20 protein-coding genes are annotated in these 16,716 nt (G+C 72.4%); 12 read left to right on the top strand and 8 right to left on the bottom strand.

Features of this window, described 5'->3' with window-relative positions:
* Window positions 1-46: 46 nt before the first annotated feature.
* The gene (locus MUY22_RS17605) at window positions 47-1,099 is read left to right on the top strand and encodes a chitinase (RefSeq protein ID WP_247060987.1); all 1,053 of its coding nucleotides are present in this window, start codon (window positions 47-49) and stop codon (window positions 1,097-1,099) included.
* 61 nt (window positions 1,100-1,160) lie between these two features.
* Here MUY22_RS17605 and MUY22_RS17600 read toward each other — a convergent pair whose 3' ends face one another.
* Together MUY22_RS17600 and dapE are read right to left on the bottom strand one after the other, a co-directional pair.
* Window positions 1,161-1,973, bottom strand: a complete 813-nt coding sequence (locus tag MUY22_RS17600; protein WP_247060985.1) for a DUF3152 domain-containing protein — start codon at window positions 1,971-1,973, stop codon at window positions 1,161-1,163.
* 120 nt (window positions 1,974-2,093) lie between these two features.
* Window positions 2,094-3,164 (bottom strand): succinyl-diaminopimelate desuccinylase, encoded by a 1,071-nt coding sequence (gene dapE, locus MUY22_RS17595; protein ID WP_247060983.1) that lies wholly within the window; start codon window positions 3,162-3,164, stop codon window positions 2,094-2,096.
* Window positions 3,165-3,220: 56 nt separating this feature from the next.
* Here dapE and MUY22_RS17590 point away from each other — a divergent pair, with 56 nt between their 5' ends.
* The 3 genes from MUY22_RS17590 (at window position 3,221) to MUY22_RS17580 (ending at window position 5,687) form a co-directional block, all read left to right on the top strand.
* Complete coding sequence (locus tag MUY22_RS17590; protein WP_247063949.1) at window positions 3,221-3,628, top strand: hypothetical protein; 408 nt, start codon at window positions 3,221-3,223, stop codon at window positions 3,626-3,628.
* Between the two features lie 28 nt (window positions 3,629-3,656).
* Window positions 3,657-4,655, top strand: a complete 999-nt coding sequence (dapD, locus tag MUY22_RS17585; RefSeq protein ID WP_247060981.1) for a 2,3,4,5-tetrahydropyridine-2,6-dicarboxylate N-succinyltransferase — start codon at window positions 3,657-3,659, stop codon at window positions 4,653-4,655.
* A 99-nt stretch (window positions 4,656-4,754) separates the two neighbouring features.
* Window positions 4,755-5,687 carry a CHAD domain-containing protein gene (locus tag MUY22_RS17580; RefSeq protein ID WP_247060978.1) on the top strand — a complete coding sequence of 311 codons (933 nt, stop codon included), beginning with the start codon at window positions 4,755-4,757 and terminating at the stop codon, window positions 5,685-5,687.
* Between the two features lie 108 nt (window positions 5,688-5,795).
* On the opposite strand, the gene MUY22_RS17575 is transcribed toward MUY22_RS17580, so the two are convergent.
* On the bottom strand, window positions 5,796-7,196 hold the full coding sequence (locus MUY22_RS17575; RefSeq protein WP_247060977.1) for an FAD-dependent monooxygenase: 1,401 nt from the start codon (window positions 7,194-7,196) through the stop codon (window positions 5,796-5,798).
* 44 nt (window positions 7,197-7,240) lie between these two features.
* Here MUY22_RS17575 and MUY22_RS17570 point away from each other — a divergent pair, with 44 nt between their 5' ends.
* Window positions 7,241-7,888, top strand: a complete 648-nt coding sequence (locus MUY22_RS17570; RefSeq protein WP_247060976.1) for a TetR/AcrR family transcriptional regulator — start codon at window positions 7,241-7,243, stop codon at window positions 7,886-7,888.
* On the opposite strand, the gene dapC is transcribed toward MUY22_RS17570, so the two are convergent.
* The 3 genes from dapC to MUY22_RS17555 form a co-directional block, all read right to left on the bottom strand.
* Entirely contained in the window at window positions 7,885-8,976 is a 1,092-nt protein-coding gene (gene dapC, locus MUY22_RS17565) for a succinyldiaminopimelate transaminase (RefSeq protein ID WP_247060975.1), read from the bottom strand. The two genes, MUY22_RS17570 and dapC, sit on opposite strands and share 4 nt — an antisense overlap.
* Window positions 8,973-9,299 (bottom strand): ferredoxin, encoded by a 327-nt coding sequence (gene fdxA / locus MUY22_RS17560; protein ID WP_247060974.1) that lies wholly within the window; start codon window positions 9,297-9,299, stop codon window positions 8,973-8,975. Before fdxA ends, dapC begins: the two co-directional genes overlap by 4 nt.
* 112 nt (window positions 9,300-9,411) lie before the next feature.
* On the bottom strand, window positions 9,412-9,588 hold the full coding sequence (locus tag MUY22_RS17555; protein WP_247060972.1) for a hypothetical protein: 177 nt from the start codon (window positions 9,586-9,588) through the stop codon (window positions 9,412-9,414).
* 67 nt (window positions 9,589-9,655) lie between these two features.
* Here MUY22_RS17555 and MUY22_RS17550 point away from each other — a divergent pair, with 67 nt between their 5' ends.
* The 7 genes from MUY22_RS17550 to MUY22_RS49615 are packed head-to-tail and all read left to right on the top strand — an operon-like array spanning window position 9,656 to window position 14,593.
* Complete coding sequence (locus MUY22_RS17550; RefSeq protein WP_247060971.1) at window positions 9,656-10,444, top strand: N-acetyltransferase; 789 nt, start codon at window positions 9,656-9,658, stop codon at window positions 10,442-10,444.
* Window positions 10,441-11,430, top strand: a complete 990-nt coding sequence (gene cofD, locus MUY22_RS17545; RefSeq protein WP_247060970.1) for a 2-phospho-L-lactate transferase — start codon at window positions 10,441-10,443, stop codon at window positions 11,428-11,430. Before MUY22_RS17550 ends, cofD begins: the two co-directional genes overlap by 4 nt.
* Window positions 11,423-12,769 carry a coenzyme F420-0:L-glutamate ligase gene (locus MUY22_RS17540; protein ID WP_247060969.1) on the top strand — a complete coding sequence of 449 codons (1,347 nt, stop codon included), beginning with the start codon at window positions 11,423-11,425 and terminating at the stop codon, window positions 12,767-12,769. Before cofD ends, MUY22_RS17540 begins: the two co-directional genes overlap by 8 nt.
* Window positions 12,766-13,311, top strand: coding sequence for an NUDIX hydrolase (locus MUY22_RS17535; RefSeq protein ID WP_247060968.1), 546 nt, complete (start codon window positions 12,766-12,768; stop codon window positions 13,309-13,311). Before MUY22_RS17540 ends, MUY22_RS17535 begins: the two co-directional genes overlap by 4 nt.
* A 26-nt stretch (window positions 13,312-13,337) precedes the next feature.
* Window positions 13,338-13,916 carry a hypothetical protein gene (locus MUY22_RS17530; RefSeq protein WP_247064527.1) on the top strand — a complete coding sequence of 193 codons (579 nt, stop codon included), beginning with the start codon at window positions 13,338-13,340 and terminating at the stop codon, window positions 13,914-13,916.
* Complete coding sequence (locus MUY22_RS17525) at window positions 13,913-14,284, top strand: GntR family transcriptional regulator (RefSeq protein ID WP_247060967.1); 372 nt, start codon at window positions 13,913-13,915, stop codon at window positions 14,282-14,284. The genes MUY22_RS17530 and MUY22_RS17525 overlap by 4 nt, the downstream gene beginning before the upstream one ends.
* Before the next feature lie 3 nt (window positions 14,285-14,287).
* Window positions 14,288-14,593: a hypothetical protein gene (locus MUY22_RS49615; protein WP_305879370.1), complete on the top strand. Its 306-nt coding sequence runs from the start codon at window positions 14,288-14,290 to the stop codon at window positions 14,591-14,593.
* Window positions 14,594-14,726: 133 nt separating this feature from the next.
* On the opposite strand, the gene MUY22_RS17515 is transcribed toward MUY22_RS49615, so the two are convergent.
* Both MUY22_RS17515 and MUY22_RS17510 read right to left on the bottom strand, forming a co-directional pair.
* A complete protein-coding gene (locus MUY22_RS17515; protein ID WP_247060966.1) occupies window positions 14,727-15,623 on the bottom strand; it encodes a DNA-3-methyladenine glycosylase in 897 nt (298 codons plus the stop codon).
* 3 nt (window positions 15,624-15,626) lie between these two features.
* The gene (locus MUY22_RS17510) at window positions 15,627-16,715 is read right to left on the bottom strand and encodes a sugar phosphate nucleotidyltransferase (protein ID WP_247060965.1); all 1,089 of its coding nucleotides are present in this window, start codon (window positions 16,713-16,715) and stop codon (window positions 15,627-15,629) included.
* Window position 16,716 lies beyond the last annotated feature (1 nt).

Genomic DNA, 16,716 nt, shown 5'->3' with positions numbered 1-16,716 from the left:
CTTGAGCGGACACGCCGCGTTCGCTTCATCGAAGATGGGAGCCGGTATGTCCGGTCGGAGAACCCGCTTTTTCGGAACCCTTCTGGCGGCAGCGCTGGCTGTCCCGCTGCTCGTATCGGCCCCCGCGCAGGGGGCGGTGCAGGCCGACACGTGCGCGGTGAAGTCGCGTCCCGCGGGCAAGGTCCTGCAAGGCTATTGGGAGAACTGGGACGGCGCCGCGAACGGCGTCCACCCCGGACTGGGCTGGGTGCCCATCACCGACAGCCGCATCGCACAGCACGGTTACAACGTCATCAACGCCGCGTTCCCGGTGATCCGCTCCGACGGCACGGTGCTGTGGGAGAACGGGATGGACGCCGGCGTCAAGGTCTCCACGCCCGCCGAGATGTGCGCCGCCAAGGCCGCCGGCTCGACGCTCCTGATGTCCATCGGCGGCGCGGCCGCCGGGATCGACCTCTCGTCGTCCGCCGTGGCCGACAAGTTCGTCGCCACGATCGTGCCGATCCTGAAGGCGTACAACTTCGACGGCATCGACATCGACATCGAGACCGGCCTCACCGGCAGCGGCAACATCAAGACGCTCTCGGCGTCGCAGTCGAACCTGATCCGCATCATCGACGGCGTGCTCGCGCAGATGCCGTCGAACTTCGGGCTGACGATGGCGCCGGAGACCGCTTACGTGACCGGCGGCAGCATCACGTACGGCTCGATCTGGGGCGCGTACCTGCCGATCGTCAAGAAGTACGCGGACAACGGCCGCCTGTGGTGGCTGAACATGCAGTACTACAACGGCTCGATGTACGGCTGCGCCGGCGACTCGTACCAGGCCGGCACGGTCCAGGGCTTCACCGCGCAGACCAACTGCCTCAACCAGGGCCTGGTCGTCCAGGGCACCACGATCAAGGTGCCCTACGACAAGCAGGTCCCGGGCCTGCCCGCGCAGCCGGGCGCGGGCGGCGGCTACATGTCGACGAGCCTGGTTTCCCAGGCGTGGCGCGCGATCCCTTCTCTGAAGGGCTTGATGACGTGGTCCCTGAACTGGGACGGCTCGAAGGCCTGGACGTTCGGCAACAACGTCAAGTCCCTGCAGGGCCGCTGATCCAATGCCGTGAAGGCCTCCTTACCGGCGCTTATGGCCGGGAAGGAGGCCTTCACGGCTTTCAGGAGTCGCCGGCCGGGATGGGGTCGTTGTACTCGCCCGAGGGGCCGGAGTAGGAGCGGCCGTTCGGAAAGGGCCAGGGGTTCGGGACGCAGCCGTGCAGGCCGAGCGTCTGCTGCTCCATCACCGGCGCCGGCTTTCCCGTGCCGGGGCACAGTTCGTGGCCCTGGCCCAGCCGGTGCCCGGTCTCGTGCGTGACCATGTACTGGCGGTACAACGCGAGCGGGGCACCGTAGTTCGGGACGGCGTTGGCCCAGCGGGCGACGTTGAGCACGACGTTGCTGCCGTTGCGGCACGACGTGTAGCCGTCCGCGGTGCCGCCGCAGAGCCGGTCGCGGCTGGCCGGGGTGGCCAGGTAGATCGTGAAGTCGGCGCTGTCGTCCGGGCCGACCTGCTGCAGCCGCCACTCGCCGCCGGCGGTCCAGCCGCGCGGGTCGCCGAGGATCGTCCGGATGTCCTTGGCGAACTCGGCGGGCCCGACGCCGTCGATGTCGGTCTCCAGCGCGATCCGGTACCGCATCAGCCGGCCTTGCGTCCCGGCCACCTGGTCGCTGCCCGGGGTGAACATCCACTGCCCCGACCCGGTCTGCGGGAAGGTGATCAGGACGGTCTGCGCCTGGGGCTGCGGTGGCGGCTGCCGCGCGGGCTGTTCGGCGGGCGGGGGCGGCACGGACGTCGCGTCCGCGATGGCCATGACCACGGGCCCGGCCGCGGGCGCCGCGACGGGCTGGCCTTCACAGGCGGTCACGGCACCGACGACCGCCAGGGCGAGCACGGCGACGGCCGCGGCCCGTCTCGCGGCGGTTTTCGGCATGGGTCCTCCCCAGCAGGCGGTGTCACCAGTGGATACGGCTCGCACCGGGGAAAGGTTGCAAGCTCGCGCGACTGTAGAGCTTCACCGCAGTTCAGGGCCTTCGGGTGTGACGCCCGACACTCAGCCCAGGAACTTGCGCAGCACGTCGGCGACCTGGCGGATCTCCGCCGTGCGGACGTTCTCCTGCTGGGTGTGCGCCAGCGTCGGGTCGCCCGGGCCGAAGTTCACCGCCGGCATGCCCAGAGCCGCGAAGCGGGCGACGTCGGTCCAGCCCAGCTTCGCCGCCGCCTGACCGCCCGCCGCCGCGACCAGCTCGGCCGCCGCCGGAGCGGACAGGCCCGGCAGCGCGCCCGGCGAAACGTCCACAACGGACAGTTCGAAGCCCGCGAACACCTCGCGCAGGTGCTTCTCCGCCGCCGCCGGGTCGCGGTCCGGGGCGAAGCGATGGTTCACCGTCAGGACGGCTTCGTCCGGCACGACGTTCCCGGCGACGCCGCCGCGGATCGCCGTCGCCTGCAGGCCCTCGCGGTAGGTCAGCCCATCGATGTCGACGATCCGCGGCGCGTACTCGGCCAGCCGGCGCAGCGGCTCGGCGAGCGCGTGGATCGCGTTCTCCCCCATCCACGCCCGCGCCGTGTGCGCGCGGGTGCCGGTGAAGTGCAGTTCGACGCGCATGGTGCCCTGGCAGCCGGCCTCGATGACGCCGTTCGACGGCTCGCCGACGATCGCCAGGTCCCCGGCCAGCCACTCCGGCAGCTCGCGCTCGATCCGGCCGAGGCCGTTCTTGACCGCTTCGATCTCTTCGTTGTCGTAGAAGACGAACGTGATGTCGTGCTTCGGCTCCGGGAGCGTCGCGGCGAGGTGCAGGAAGACCGCGTCACCGCTCTTCATGTCGACCGTGCCGAGGCCGTGCAGGGTCTCGTCGTCGCCGCTGCCCTCGCGCCGTGACGGCCGGTTGCCGTTCTCCGGCACGGTGTCCAGGTGCCCGGCGAGCACGACCCGCGAGCCGCGGCCCAGGTGGGTCCGCGCCAGGACGGCGTCACCGTTGCGGACGACTTCGAGGTGCGGCGCCTGCTTCAGCAGCGCGTCCTGCACCAGCGTCGCGAGCTCGGCCTCGCTGCCGGAGACGCTGAACACGTCCACCAGGGCGGCGGTGAGGTCGACGGGGTCGGCGTGCAGGTCGAGGCTCATGACCGGCACGCTACCGGCAGGGCTACCGTGGGTGCGTGGTTAGGTTCCCGGTCGCCGTGGGCGGCGCGTTGCTGGTCCTGCTCCTGTCCGGCTGTGGCAGCGAGGCCGGCCCGACGCCCAAGCAGGGCGGCGAACCCGGGCCGGACGCGCTCCCGACGAAGCTGGACGCGCTGACCGCCGACCAGTGCTACGCCAGCCCGCGGACCCAGCTGCCGAAGGGCTGCGAGAAGTACGTCACGGAGCTCGGCAGCGTCCCCGGCTCGGCCCGCAAGCGCGCCGGCGACAAGGACCCGCAGCTGGTCACCGAGGCGGCCGGGCTCGAACGGGCCGTCGGGGTGTTCCGGAGCACCGGCTGCACCACGGTCGCGGACCCGGGCGGGCCCTGCACGCAGGCGCTGGTCGACATCGCCGCCGCCCTTTCGGGGCTGAAGAAGCAGGTCGACGCCCGGCCCACAGAGGGTTGACCCAGGTCACTCCACTACGGTTGGGGCCGTGAGCGAGCAGACCCCGAACCCCGAAACGACCGGCGCCACCGGCGTCGGGCTGGCCACCGTCGCGACCGACGGGACGGTCCTCGACACCTGGTACCCGCAGCCCAAGCTGACCGAGACCGGCGCGTCCGCCACGTCCAGCACCTCCGGCACCGACGTCTTGAGCGTCGAAGAGGCCACCGAGGTGCTCGGCGAGGCCGCCGCGGCGCTGCTGGGCCCGGACACCGACCGCGGGGTCGAGGTCGTCGCCGTCCGCACCACGATCGGCAAGCTGGCCGACGTGCCGGCCGGCACCCACGACGTCTACCTGCGGCTGCACCTGCTCTCGCACCGGCTGGTGCGCCCGCACGGTCAGAACCTCGACGGCCTGTTCGGCCTGCTGGCGAACGTCGTGTGGACCAACCACGGCCCGTGCCCGGTCGAGGGCTTCGAGGCGACCCGGCTGCGGCTGCGGGCGCGCGGCGCGGTGACCGTCTACAGCGTCGACAAGTTCCCGCGCATGGTCGACTACGTCATGCCCGCGGGCGTCCGGATCGGCGACGCGGACCGCGTCCGCCTCGGCGCCCACCTGGCGAGCGGCACGACCGTGATGCACGAGGGCTTCGTCAACTTCAACGCCGGCACGCTCGGCGCGTCCATGGTCGAGGGCCGGATCTCGGCCGGCGTGGTGGTCGGCGACGGCTCCGACGTCGGCGGCGGCGCGTCGATCATGGGGACGCTGTCGGGCGGCGGCAAGGAGACGATCTCGCTGGGCGAACGCTGCCTGATCGGCGCGAACGGCGGCATCGGCATCTCCCTGGGCGACGACACGGTCGTCGAAGCCGGGCTATACGTCACGGCGGGTACGAAGGTCCTCGTCGACGGCAAGGTCGTCAAGGCCCGCGAGCTCAACGGCGTCTCGAACGCGGTCTTCCGGCGCAACTCCGGCACCGGCGCGGTCGAGGTCGTGGCGCGGGCGGGCTCCGGCGTCGAGCTGAACGCGATGCTGCACGCAAACTGAGCAAAAGCCGTGAAGGCCTCCTTGCCGGCGCTTACAGCCGGTAAGGGGGCCTTCACAGCTTATTGGGTGACGTCGGGTTGTTCACCTACCATTCATCTGGTGACCACCGAATCGTTGCCCCACACCCCGGCCGAGCTGGGACTGCCCGACGTCCCGGTCGAAGCCCGGCCGGCCGATCCGGCGGTCCACCACGTGCGCGCCAAGCTCGACCGGGAGATCCGCGCGCTGCTCGCGCACGAGCCCGGCACGCGCTCCGGCGCCGACCCCGAGGACCTGCACCAGATGCGCGTCGCCCTGCGGCGGATGCGCAGCGTGCTCAAGCTCTCGGGTGAGCTGGTCGGCGACGGCGCCGAGCCGGTGCGGGCCGAGCTGGGCTGGCTCGGCCAGTCGCTCGGCGAGGTGCGCGACCACGACGTCCTGATCGAGCACCTGCGCGAGGTCATCGCCGACTTCGAGGTCCGCGACCAGCCCGCCGGCCGGCAGCTGGTGTCCCGGTTCGTCTCCGAGCGCGCGACGGCGAAGCAGCGGCTCACCCGGGCCCTGTCCAGCGCCCGGTACTCGACGCTGCTGCGCGAGGTCAGCCTGCTGACCCGGGCGACGCCGTCCACTGTGGATGTTCCGCGGCGCGACCTGATCGCCGGGCTGGCCAAGCCGCACCGCAAGCTCGCCAAGGCCGTGCGCGCGCTGCCGGCCGACCCGCCGGACGACGACCTGCACGCCCTGCGCATCCACGGCAAGAAGCTGCGTTACGCCGCCGAGCTGGCCCAGACGTCGGCGAAGAAGAAGCAGGCCAAGCGGATCAAGGCGCTGTTGACGGCCACGAAGGACTTCCAGACGGTGCTGGGCGACCACCAGGACGCGGTGCTCGCGGCCGAGCGCATGCGCACGGTGCTGGACACCGGCGACAGCGCGATCGGCTTCGTGGCCGGTCGCATCGCGGAGCGCGAGCTGACCCGCCGAGCCGAGGCCCGCGCGACGTGGCGAGCCTCCTGGGAAGCCGTCGACGCCGCCGCACAAGCCCTGCACGCCTGACCCGTCACTTTCGCCGGGAAAGATGCGGCTTCAGGCCCCCGAGACGCATCTTTCCTAGGGAAAGTGACGTCTTCGGGCCGGGCGAGCGGTCGGAAAGGGGCGTTTTCGTCAGGAGACCGACCAGACGTACCCGTCCGGCCGCACCAGCACCGTCCGGCCGCCCTCGGCCTCGTACGCCGCGTACGCGTGGCCGCCGTCGTCGACCAGCTCCGTGCCCGTCGCGACGCTCCCCTGCGGAAGGATCCGCAGGCCGGGGCCGTCGCCGAAGGACAGCTCCGTCGCGTGCGGGCCGCGGAACAGCTCGAACAGCCGGACGCGCTTGCCGTTGGCGTCGGTCAGCGGGGCGTCCGGGGCGCGGTCGCCCGGCTGCAGCGCGCCGGTGCCGGCCGGGGACAGCGGGCCGCCGCGGTAGGTGATGTCCAGCTGCTGGGTGTCCTCGCCGCGCTTGTGGGCGTCCTCGTCGCCGTCCTTGTACTTCTGCAGCAGCCCCGTCGAGACGCCCAGCACCCGCGCCGCGACGGTCCGCCGCTCCACCTCGTAGCTGTCGAGCAGCTCCGGTGAGCCGTCGGCGAGCTTCCAGCCCAGGTTGTAGCCGTCCTGGACGCCGGTGTTGAGGCCCTGGCCGCCGGTCGGCGGGTGGACGTGCGCCGCGTCGCCGGCCAGGAAGACCCGGCCGTCGCGGAAGCGCGCCGCGAGCCGGATGTTCGGCCGCCAGACCGTCGACCAGGCCAGGTCGGACAGCACGACGCCGCCGCCGGTCAGCGCGTCGAGCCGGGCCTGGACCGCGGGCAGCGCCGTCTCGACGTCCACGTCGCCGTCGCCGAGCGGCGAGCCGAACTGGAAGTGCGGAGTGCCCGGCAGCGGGCTGAACATCATGCCGCTCATCGGGTTCTCCGGCGTCGCGAACCAGTGGCCGTAGCCGCGGTCGAGGCCTTCGGCCCGGACGTCGCCGAGCAGCATCCGGATCGACTCGTCCGTGCTGCCCTCGAACGCGATCCCCAGCGCCTTGCGCACGAGGCTCTTGCCGCCGTCCGCCCCCACCAGGTAGGCCGCGCGGACCGTCTCGCCCGTGCTCAGCGTGGCCGTGACGCCGTCGGCGTCCTGCTCGAAGCCGGTCAGCGCGGTGGCCAGCTCGACGCGGACGCCGAACTCGGCGAGCCGGTCGCGCAGGATGCCCTCGGTCTGCGACTGGCCGAGGAACCAGCCGGTCGGGTACGGCTTCGCCGGCGTCGGCTCGACCGGGTCGAACATCATCCGCTCGCCGACGACCTCGCCGCCGAGGTGGATCTTCATCGGCACCGGCGCGGCGCCCTGCGCGAGCACGGCGTCGAGCACGCCGAGGTCCTCGAAGACCTCCAGCGTGCGCGGCTGCAGTCCGTCGCCGCGTGAGCCGACGAAGAACGTCTCGGCCTTGTCGATGATCCGCACGGCGACGTCGCGCCGTGCCAGTTCGATGCCCAGCGTCAGCCCGGTCGGCCCCGCCCCCGCGATCAGCACCGTGGTGTCCATGTCGCCCTCCCAGTGAATTGAAATTCAGTGAATCTGGATTCAGAATGACACTGCTAGCGTCCCGCGTCAAGGAGGTGGCGGTGAACCGCAAGGAGAAGGCCGCGGAGACCGAGGCCGCACTGAAGGCGGCGGCCCGGCGCGTGTTCGCGCACAAGGGCTACCTGAACACCAAGATCACCGACATCACGGCGGAGGCCGGGCGCGCGGCGGGGTCGTTCTACAACCACTTCGCCAGCAAGGAAGAGCTGCTCGAGGCGCTCCTGGCCGACATCGCGACCTCAGGCGACGAGAGCGCGCTGGCCGAGGGCCACCTCTCGGACTTCAGCGACCCGGCGGCCGTGCGCTGGCACGTGGCGCAGTACTGGGAGTTCTACAAGGAACACGCGTCGACGATGCGGGCCCTCGGCCAGGCGGCACTGGTGAACGACGCGTTCGCCCGCACCCTCGCCGGCTTCGGCGCCACGCAAGCGGCGGACCTCAACGGCCACCTCGAGCACATCACGGCCGCGGGCATGCGGCTGCCGGCGCGGCTGGACCTCAGCATCGTGATGATGTACCGGCTGGTCGACAGCTTCGCGCAGATGTGGCTGCTCGACCCGGCCCCCACCGGCTGGACCCCGCCGACCGACGAAGAGGCGGTCGAGGCCCTCACCCGGTTCGTCTACCGCGGCTTCACCGGCCGCGACTACTAGGCGCTGAGACGCTCGACAGCCGCGTCGACGCGCTCGTCGGTCGCCGTCAGCGCGACGCGGACGTGCTTGCCGCCCTTGGGGCCGTAGAACGTGCCCGGCGCGACCAGGATGCCGCGGTCGGCGAGCCACGCCACCGTCGCGTGGGCGTCCTCGTCGCGGGTGGCCCAGAGGTACAGACCGGCCTCGGAGTGGTCGACGCGGAAGCCGTTGTCCTGCAACGCCTTCCGCAGTGCCAGCCGGCGGCGGGCGTAGCGTTCGCGTTGTGCGGCCAGGGCCTCGTCGTCGGTCAGGGCGGCGACCATCGCCTCCTGGACCGGGCGCGGCACGATCATGCCCGCGTGCTTGCGGATCTCCAGCAGTTGCGCGATCAGGCGGGGGTCGCCGGTCAGGAACCCGGCGCGGTAGCTGGCCAGGTTCGCCGACTTCGACAGCGAGTGCACCGCGATCAGGCCCTCGGTGCTGCCGCCGGAGACGTCCGGGTGCAGCACCGACAGCGGTTCGGTCTCCCAGCCGAGCGCCAGGTAGCACTCGTCGGACACCACCACGACGTCACGCTCGCGCGCCCACTCGACGACCTTGCGCAGGTGCTCGACGGGCAGCACCTTGCCGGTCGGGTTGGACGGCGAGTTGAGCCAGATCATCGCCGGGCGCTGCGGGCCCAGCGCCGTCAAGCCGTCGGACCGCAGGATCGACGCGCCCGCGAGCAGCGCCCCGACCTCGTAGGTCGGGTAGGCCAGCTCCGGGATGACGACGACGTCACCCTCGCCGAAGCCGAGCAGCCGTGGCAGCCAGGCGACGGCTTCCTTGGACCCGATCGTCGGCAGCACGGCGCCGGCCTCGATGCCGGTGACCCCGTGGCGGCGGCCGAGCGCGGCGATGGCCGCCGCGCGCAGCGCCGGGATGCCGTGGGTCGTCGGGTACCCGGGGATCTCCGAGACCGACGCCAGGGCGTCACGGATGCCGGCCGGGACCGGGTCGACGGGCGTGCCGATCGAGAGGTCGACGACACCGCCGGGATGCGCCTGCGCCGTGGCCTTGACCTCGGCGAGCGAATCCCAGGGGAAGTCGGGCAGCGCGACGCGGCTCATTCGCCCTGGGGCTGAGGGGGCAGCGCCTTGACGAAGGCGGGGTCGTGGGCGGTCTTGCCGACCTTCGACGCGCCGCCGGGCGAGCCCAGCTCGTCGAAGAAGTCGACGTTGGCCTTGGTGTAGTCCGACCAGCCGTCCGGGACGTCGTCCTCGTAGTAGATCGCCTCGACCGGGCAGACCGGTTCGCAGGCGCCGCAGTCGACGCACTCGTCCGGGTGGATGTACAGCATGCGTTCGCCCTCGTAGATGCAGTCCACGGGGCACTCGTCGATACACGCCTTGTCGAGCAAGTCGACGCAGGGCTCGGCGATCACGTAGGTCACTGCGCACTCCTGCTTTTCTCTGCCAACAGCCAGTCGCCGCCGACATTACGCGGCACGGCCACCGGTCGGGATGGTGAGGCAACCCTTAGCCATACTCGGGGTATGGCGGGGATCAACGGTCGCGGCGGCGCTTGGGCGGGACGGCGCGGGCATCGCCGGTGATCACGAACTTGGGCTTGGCGGGCGCACCCTCTTCGTCCTCCTTCGCGCCGACAGCGCGGTTGAAGCCCTCGGAGATGTCGTCGACCAGCTCTTCCTTGTGCCGTTCGTCCTTGCGCTGGACGCCCATCGCACCCGGCCTCCTTCGGAAATCGGTTCGCCGCCTCAGGGACAATCTAGCCGTGAACGGTCCCGAAATGCTTGAGATCCGCTGCAGCCGGGCCTGGCCCCCGCTGGCCGAGGCGCAGCTCGGCGAGTGGGTGCTGCGCTGGGCCGGCGGCTTCACCGGCCGTGCGAACAGTGTCCTGGCCGTCGGGGACGCCGGACGGCCGGTCCGCGAGGCCCTGGACGCGGTGTGTGACTTCGCCCACGATCGGGGGATCCCGCCGATGGCGCAGGTCGTCCGCGACAGCCCGAACGAGCGCGCGATCGTCGCCGAAGGCTGGGTCGAGGCGAAGCGCCACCGCCGTGGCCACGAGGTCGTCGTGCTCACCACGCCGCTGGCCGCCGGACGCAGCTTTCTCAGGGAAAGTGTCAAATCCGGCCCCTCTGACGCATCTTTCCTAGGGAAAGTGACGGGTGAGCCGACCCCGGCCTGGTGGGAGCTGACACTCGGAGCCGGAGAGGACTCTCCGGCCGCGCGAAGCGTCCTGACCGGCGGCAAGGTCGGCTACGGCGTCGCGACGCTCGACGGCGTTACGGCCGGTGTCGTCCGCGGCGCGCTGGTCGACGGCTGGCTGCACGTCGGCCGGCTCGAGGTCGCCCCGGCCTTCCGGCGCCGCGGGCTCGCGTCCGCGCTGATGGGGGCGGTGGGTGCCTGGGGCGTGGAACACGGGGCCGATCGCGCGGTGTTGCAGGTCGCGGAAGGCAACGAGGGCGCGCTCGCGCTCTACGCGGGGCTCGGGTACGCCCCGCACCACCGATACCGCTACTGGGTGCCCGCACCCGGCTCGCGCATCGAGGGAGAGGAAGATTCGACGTCGTGAAGATCGTGGTGATGGTCGGCGGAGTGGGCGGGGCCCGTTTCCTGCTGGGAGTCAAGGCAGCACTGGGCATGGCGCCGGAGGGCGCGAGCGAGTCGCCGCACGAGGTGACGGCGCTGGTCAACACCGGCGACGACGTCTGGATGCACGGTCTGCGGATCTGCCCTGACCTCGACACTTGCATGTACACCCTGGGCGGCGGGATCGACAAGGAACGCGGCTGGGGGCACTCGGGCGAGACCTGGGTGGTCAAGGAGGAGCTGGCGGCCTACGGCGCCGACCCGGACTGGTTCGGGCTCGGCGACAAGGACATCGCCACCCACCTGATCCGGTCCCGGATGCTGCGCGCGGGCTACCCGCTGTCCGCGGTGACCGAGGCCCTGTGCGACCGCTGGCAACCCGGCGTCCGGCTGCTGCCGATGTCGGACGACCGCGTCGAGACGCACGTCGTGATCGACGACCCGGACCAGGCCGGCCAGCAGAAGGCCATCCACTTCCAGGAGTGGTGGGTGCGCTACCGCGCCGAGCCGGAGGCGCACTCGATCGTCGCCGTCGGCACCGACGAGGCCAAGCCCGCGCCGGGCGTGCTCGAGGCCATCGCGGGCGCCGACGCGGTGCTGTTCGCGCCGTCGAACCCGGTGGTGTCGGTCGGCACCACCCTCGGCGTGCCCGGTATCCGGGACGCGCTGCGCAAGACGTCGGCCGGTGTGGTCGGGGTGTCCCCGATCATCGGCGGCAAGGCGCTGCGCGGGATGGCCGACGCGTGCCTGACCGCGATCGGCGTCGAGACGTCGGCCGAGGCGGTGGGCCGGCACTACGGCTCGCGCAAGGACGACGGCGTGCTCGACGGCTGGCTGATCGCCGAAGGCGAGACGGCCGACGTGCCGGGCGTGACCGTCCGCGACGTGCCGCTGCTGATGTCCGATGTGGACGCGACCGCGGCGATGGCCCGTGCCGCTCTCGAACTCGCTGGAGCCCCTGTTGAGTAACACCGCCGACCACGCTTCCCCGAAGCTGGAGATCCTGCCCGTCACCGGGCTGCCCGAGTTCCGCCCGGGCGACGACCTGACCGGCGCGATCGTCACCGCCGCGCCGTGGCTGCGCTCGGGCGACGTCGTGGTCGTGACCAGCAAGATCGTCTCGAAGGCCGAGGGCAGGCTCGTCCGCGTGCCCACCGAGCCCGAGGCCCGCGACGCCGCCCGCCGCAAGCTCGTCGAGCAGGAAGCCGTGCGGATCGTCGCGCGGATCGCCCGCACGGTGATCACCGAGAACCCGCTGGGCATCGTGCAGGCGGCGTCCGGCATCGACGCGTCCAATGTGGCCGGTGACGAGGTCGCGCTGCTGCCCGCCGACCCGGACGCGTCCGCGCTGGCGCTGCGCAACGGGCTGCGCGAACGGCTCGGCGTCGAGGTCGCCGTCGTCGTCACCGACACCATGGGCCGCGCCTGGCGGGTCGGGCAGACCGACAACGCCATCGGCGCGTCCGGGCTGCGCGTGCTGCACGCCTACCGGGGCACGATCGACGGCCAGGGCAACGAGCTGGCCGTCACCGAGGTGGCGATCGCCGACGAGCTCGCGTCGGCCGCGGACCTGGTCAAGGGCAAGCTGGGCGGGACGCCGGTCGCCGTCGTCCGCGGGCTGGACCTCTTCGACGACGGCTCGACCGCGCGGACGCTCATCCGGCCGCTCGAAGAGGACCTCTTCCGGCTGGGCACCAACGAAGCCATCGCGCAGGGCCGCCGGGAAGCCGTGCCGGTCCGGCGGTCGGTGCGGCAGTTCAGCGACGAACCGGTCTCGCCGACGTCGATCCGGCGAGCCGTCGGCTCCGCGCTGACCGCGCCCGCGCCGCACCACACGCACCCGGTGCGGTTCGTCTGGCTCCGCGACGGCGCGAAGCGCAAGGAACTGCTCGACGCGATGCGTGAATCGTGGCAGGCGGACCTCAACGGCGACGAGTTCACCCCGGAGCAGGTCGAGAAGCGGCTCAGCCGCGGCGACATCCTTTACCGGGCCCCGGAAATCGTCATCCCGTTCCTGGTGCCGGACGGCGCGCACACCTACCCCGACGCCCGCCGCAACGACTGCGAGAAGACGATGTTCACCGTCGCCGGCGGGGCCGCGGTGCAGGGCCTGCTGGTCGCGCTCGCCGCCGAAGGCCTCGGCTCGTGCTGGATCGGGTCGACGATCTTCGCCGCGGACATCGTCCGCGACGTCCTCGGCCTGGACGAGCGCTGGCAGCCGCTGGGCTCGGTCGCGATCGGCATCCCGCTGGCCGAGCCGGCCCCGCGGGGAGCGGCCGCGCCGGGTGACGGGCTGCTGGAGCTGTGAGCCTGCACGCCGAAGCCGTCGCGACGCTGGGTTCGTGGACGCCTCCGGACGCGTCCCAGGAGTCGCTGCGCCAGGCGTTCCTCGGCTTTCTCGCGGCGCGGGACGACACGTGCCGCCGGTCGTGCGAGGCCGGGCACCTGACGGCGTCCGCGGTGCTGCTGGACCACACCGGCACGCGGGTGCTGCTCACGCTGCACCCGCGCGTCGGCCGGTGGCTGCAGCTCGGCGGGCACTGCGAACCGTCCGACGCGACGTTGGCCGACGCGGCGCTGCGGGAGGCGACCGAGGAGTCCGGCGTGTCCGGCCTGCGGATCGGGGACGCGCCGGTGCACCTCGACGTCCACCCGATCACCTGCTCGCTCGGGGTGCCGACGCGGCACTTCGACGTCCGGTACGCCGTGCACGCGCCGCCGGGTGCGGAGCCGGTGCGCAGCGACGAGTCCGACGACCTGCGGTGGTGGCCGGTGGACGCGCTCCCGGCCGGCTCCGAGGATCTCGCCGATCTGGTGAAAGCGGCGGTTTCTGTCGGTGCCGGGCACTAGCCTGGAGCCGGGAGAGGGAGGACCACATGGCTACGCAGTTCCCCGAGCGGGTGCACATCCACTCCGGTGGCGGCAGCGGCAGCGGGGTGTTCGGCTACATCGTCGTCGGCCTGCTGATCCTCGCGATCATCGTGTTCGTGATCGTGGTCGCGGTGCGGGTGTCGAAGATGCGGCGGACCGAGGCCATGCGCGCCGGCGGGCAGTTCCCCGCCGCGAACTTCCCGCCGCAGCAGGGTTTCGCGCCGCCGTCGCAGAGCTTCCCGCAACCGGGCGGGTTCGCGACGGCACCGCAGGGACCGCCGCCGTCGCAAGGGTTCCCGCAGCCCGGCGTTCCGCAACCGTCGCAAGGGTTTCCGCAGCAGCAGGCCGGGTTCCCGTCGCCTTCGCAGGGGTTCCCGCAGCAGCCGGGCGTTCCGCAGCAGCAGGCCGGGTTCCCGCAGCCGGGCGGGTTCGCGCCCGCACCGCAAGGGCCACCGCCGTCGCAAGGATTCCCGCAGCAGCCGGGCTTCGCGCCGGTGCCGCCGGGGCCGCCGCCGGCTCAGCAGGGCTACTACCCGCCGCAGCAACCGCCGCCCGGTCCGGGAACGGGGCCGCAGAGCTGGTGAGCCCGATCGTCCCCTTCGACAGCGCGTCGCCGGTGCCGCCGTTCGAGCAGGTGCGCGCCGGGCTCGCGGCGCGGATCAACGACCGCTCGCTGGCCGTCGGCACGAAGCTGCCCACGGTGCGGCAGCTGGCGGTCGACCTCGGCATCGCGCCGAACACCGTCGCGCGGGCCTACCGGGAGCTGGAAGAGGCCGGGCTGATCGAAACCCGCGGCCGCGCGGGCAGTTTCGTCGGCGCGTCCGGCGACCAGACGCGCCGCCGGGCCCAGCAGGCCGCGGCCGAGTACGCGGCGGTCACCCGTAGGCTCGGCCTGGACGCAACCGAGGCGCTGTCGATCGTCCGCGCCGCGCTCGACGAAGGGAGCGGCTGACCCGTGACCGCGCTGATGCTGTTGATCCTGCTGGTGGTGCTCGGGGGCATCGCGGCGGTCGTGATCGTCGTGATCAACGTCTCGAAGCCGAAGCAGCCGCCGTACCCGCCGCAGCAGTTCCCGGGCTATCCCCCGCAGCAACCGGGCTACCCGCCCCAGCAGGGCTACCCGGGCCAGCAGCCGGGCTACCCGCCGCAGCAACCGGGTTACCCGCCCCAGCAGCAGGAATACCCGCAGCAGCAGGGCTACCCCGGCCAGCAGCCGCCGCCGTACCCGCCCCAGCAGGGCGGCTACCCCCCGCAGCAGTAGGACAAGCCGTGAAGGCCTCCTTACCGGCCGTAAGAGCCGGGAAGGAGGCCTTCACGGCTTTCCGGATGTCCTGAAGGGCACCCTCATGGCTCTTACGTCCCTGAGGGTGCCCTTCAGGACATTCCGGGGGTCCTCACATGGCGCGGTATTCGCGTAGTTCGATGCGTGGGCCGAAGCGCGGGCGGCGGTGGCCCGCCGCTTCCAGGTAGCGGACCGCGCGCTGCCGTTGCGGCGCGTACGGCGCCAGCAGCTCGGCCATCCCGTCGTCGTCGAGCTTCGCGCCCAGCAGCGCGTGGCCCACCATCGACGGGATGTTGTAGTCCCCGAAGCTCACCGCGTCCGGGTCGCCCCACGCGCGCTGCGCGATCTCCGCGGCCGTCCAGACGCCGATGCCCGGTACGTGCCGCAGCAGCAGCCGGCCTTCGCGGCCGCGCAGCTCCACCGCCCGTTCCAGGTGGTGCGCGACGCGGGCGGCGTTGAGCAGCGCCGTCCGGCGCTTGATGTCGACGCCCGCGCGGTGCCAGTGCCAGTCGTGCAGCGACCGCAGCGCCACCGGCGTCGGCGGCACGCGCAGGCGGTCCGGGGCCGGCCCGGGCGCCCGCTCGCCGAACCGGCGGCACAGCTCCGCCCACGACCGGATCGCCTCCTTGCCGGTCACCTTCTGCTCCAGCACGGCGAGCACCAGCCAGTCCCACACGAACCCGGTCGCGCCGAGCTGCAGGCCGGGGTTCTCCCGCCGGGCCCGCGCGACGACGTCGTGGTGCGCGACGAACCCGCTGTCGTCGTCGTCCGCGCCGAGCAGCGCCGGGACGCCGCTGAGCAGCCGGTCCGCGCCGTCGCCCCACGCGGCGGCCTCGATCCGGCCGTCACCCAGCTTGCGCAGAGCGAGCGTGCCGGGGCCGTCCGGCGTGTTCGACGCCAGCCAGGTGACGCCGCGCTCGTCGGTGCAGATGTTGAGCGACCCGCGCCCACGCGTCAGCGGACCCAGGACCCGGCCCAGGTCGACCTCGAACGCGGGACGCCAGAACATCGGCTACGCGTCGCTCGAGAAGCGCACGGATCCGTCGGGGAGCACGACGTCGGGCCAGATCCGGGCGCCGTCGAGCAGCTCGCAGCCGGCACCGACGGACGCGCCGTCGCCCACCACCACGCCGCGCAGCACCGCGCCGGCGCCGACGCGCGCACCGTGCCCGAGCACCGAGTTCTCGACGATCGCGCCTTCGGAGACGGCCGCGCCGTCGAACAGGACCGAGCCGTCGATCCGCGCGCCCGAGCCGACGACGGCGGCGACGCCGATGGTCGAACCACCGGACAGCTCGGCGTCCTCGGCCACCGAAGCGCCGTCGAGGACCAGGAACTCACCGGTCCGGCCGGGCAGCGCCGACGTCGGCGCGATGCCCCGGACCAGGTCGGCCGAGCCGCGGACGAACGCTTCGGGCGTGCCGACGTCCAGCCAGTAGGACGCGTCGACGAACCCGTGGATGTGCGCGCCCTGCTCCAGCAGGCCGGGGAACGTCTCGCGCTCCACCGAGACGCGGCGCCCGGTCGGGATCGACTCGATCACCGGGCGGCGGAAGACGTAGCAGCCGGCGTTGATCTGGTCGGTCAGCGGGTTCGGCGTCTTCTCGAGGAACGCCTGCACACGCCCGGTTTCGTCGGTGGGCACCGAGCCGAACCGGCTCGGGTCCGGGACGCGCTGCAGGTGCAGCGTGACGTCGGCGCCGGTGTCGTGGTGCACGCGCAGCTGCTCGCCGAGGTCCGAGCCGGAGATGATGTCGCCGTTGAAGACGATCACGTGGTCGGCGCGCAGCTTGTCGTAGACGTTGCGGATGGCGCCGGCCGTGTCGAGCGGCTCCTCCTCGACGACGTACTCCAGCTCCAGCCCGATCGCCTCGCCGTCGCCGAAGTACTCCTCGAACACCTCCGCCCGGTAGCTCGTCCCCAGCACGACGTGCCTGATCCCGGCCTCACGGATGCGGGAGAACAGGTGGCTCAGGTAGGGCGTCCCGGCTGTCGGGAGCATCGGCTTCGGCGCCGACAGGGTGAGCGGCCGCAGCCGGGTGCCCTTGCCCCCGACCAGCACGACGGCGTCGACAGCGCCGGTTCGGACCTCGGACGTCACG

The sequence above is a fragment of the Amycolatopsis sp. WQ 127309 genome (assembly GCF_023023025.1).
In the GTDB taxonomy this organism is placed as follows: Bacteria; Actinomycetota; Actinomycetes; order Mycobacteriales; family Pseudonocardiaceae; genus Amycolatopsis.
The sequence above is the reverse complement of the archived record's forward strand: the minus strand, read 5'-3'. Positions and strand labels throughout refer to the sequence as shown.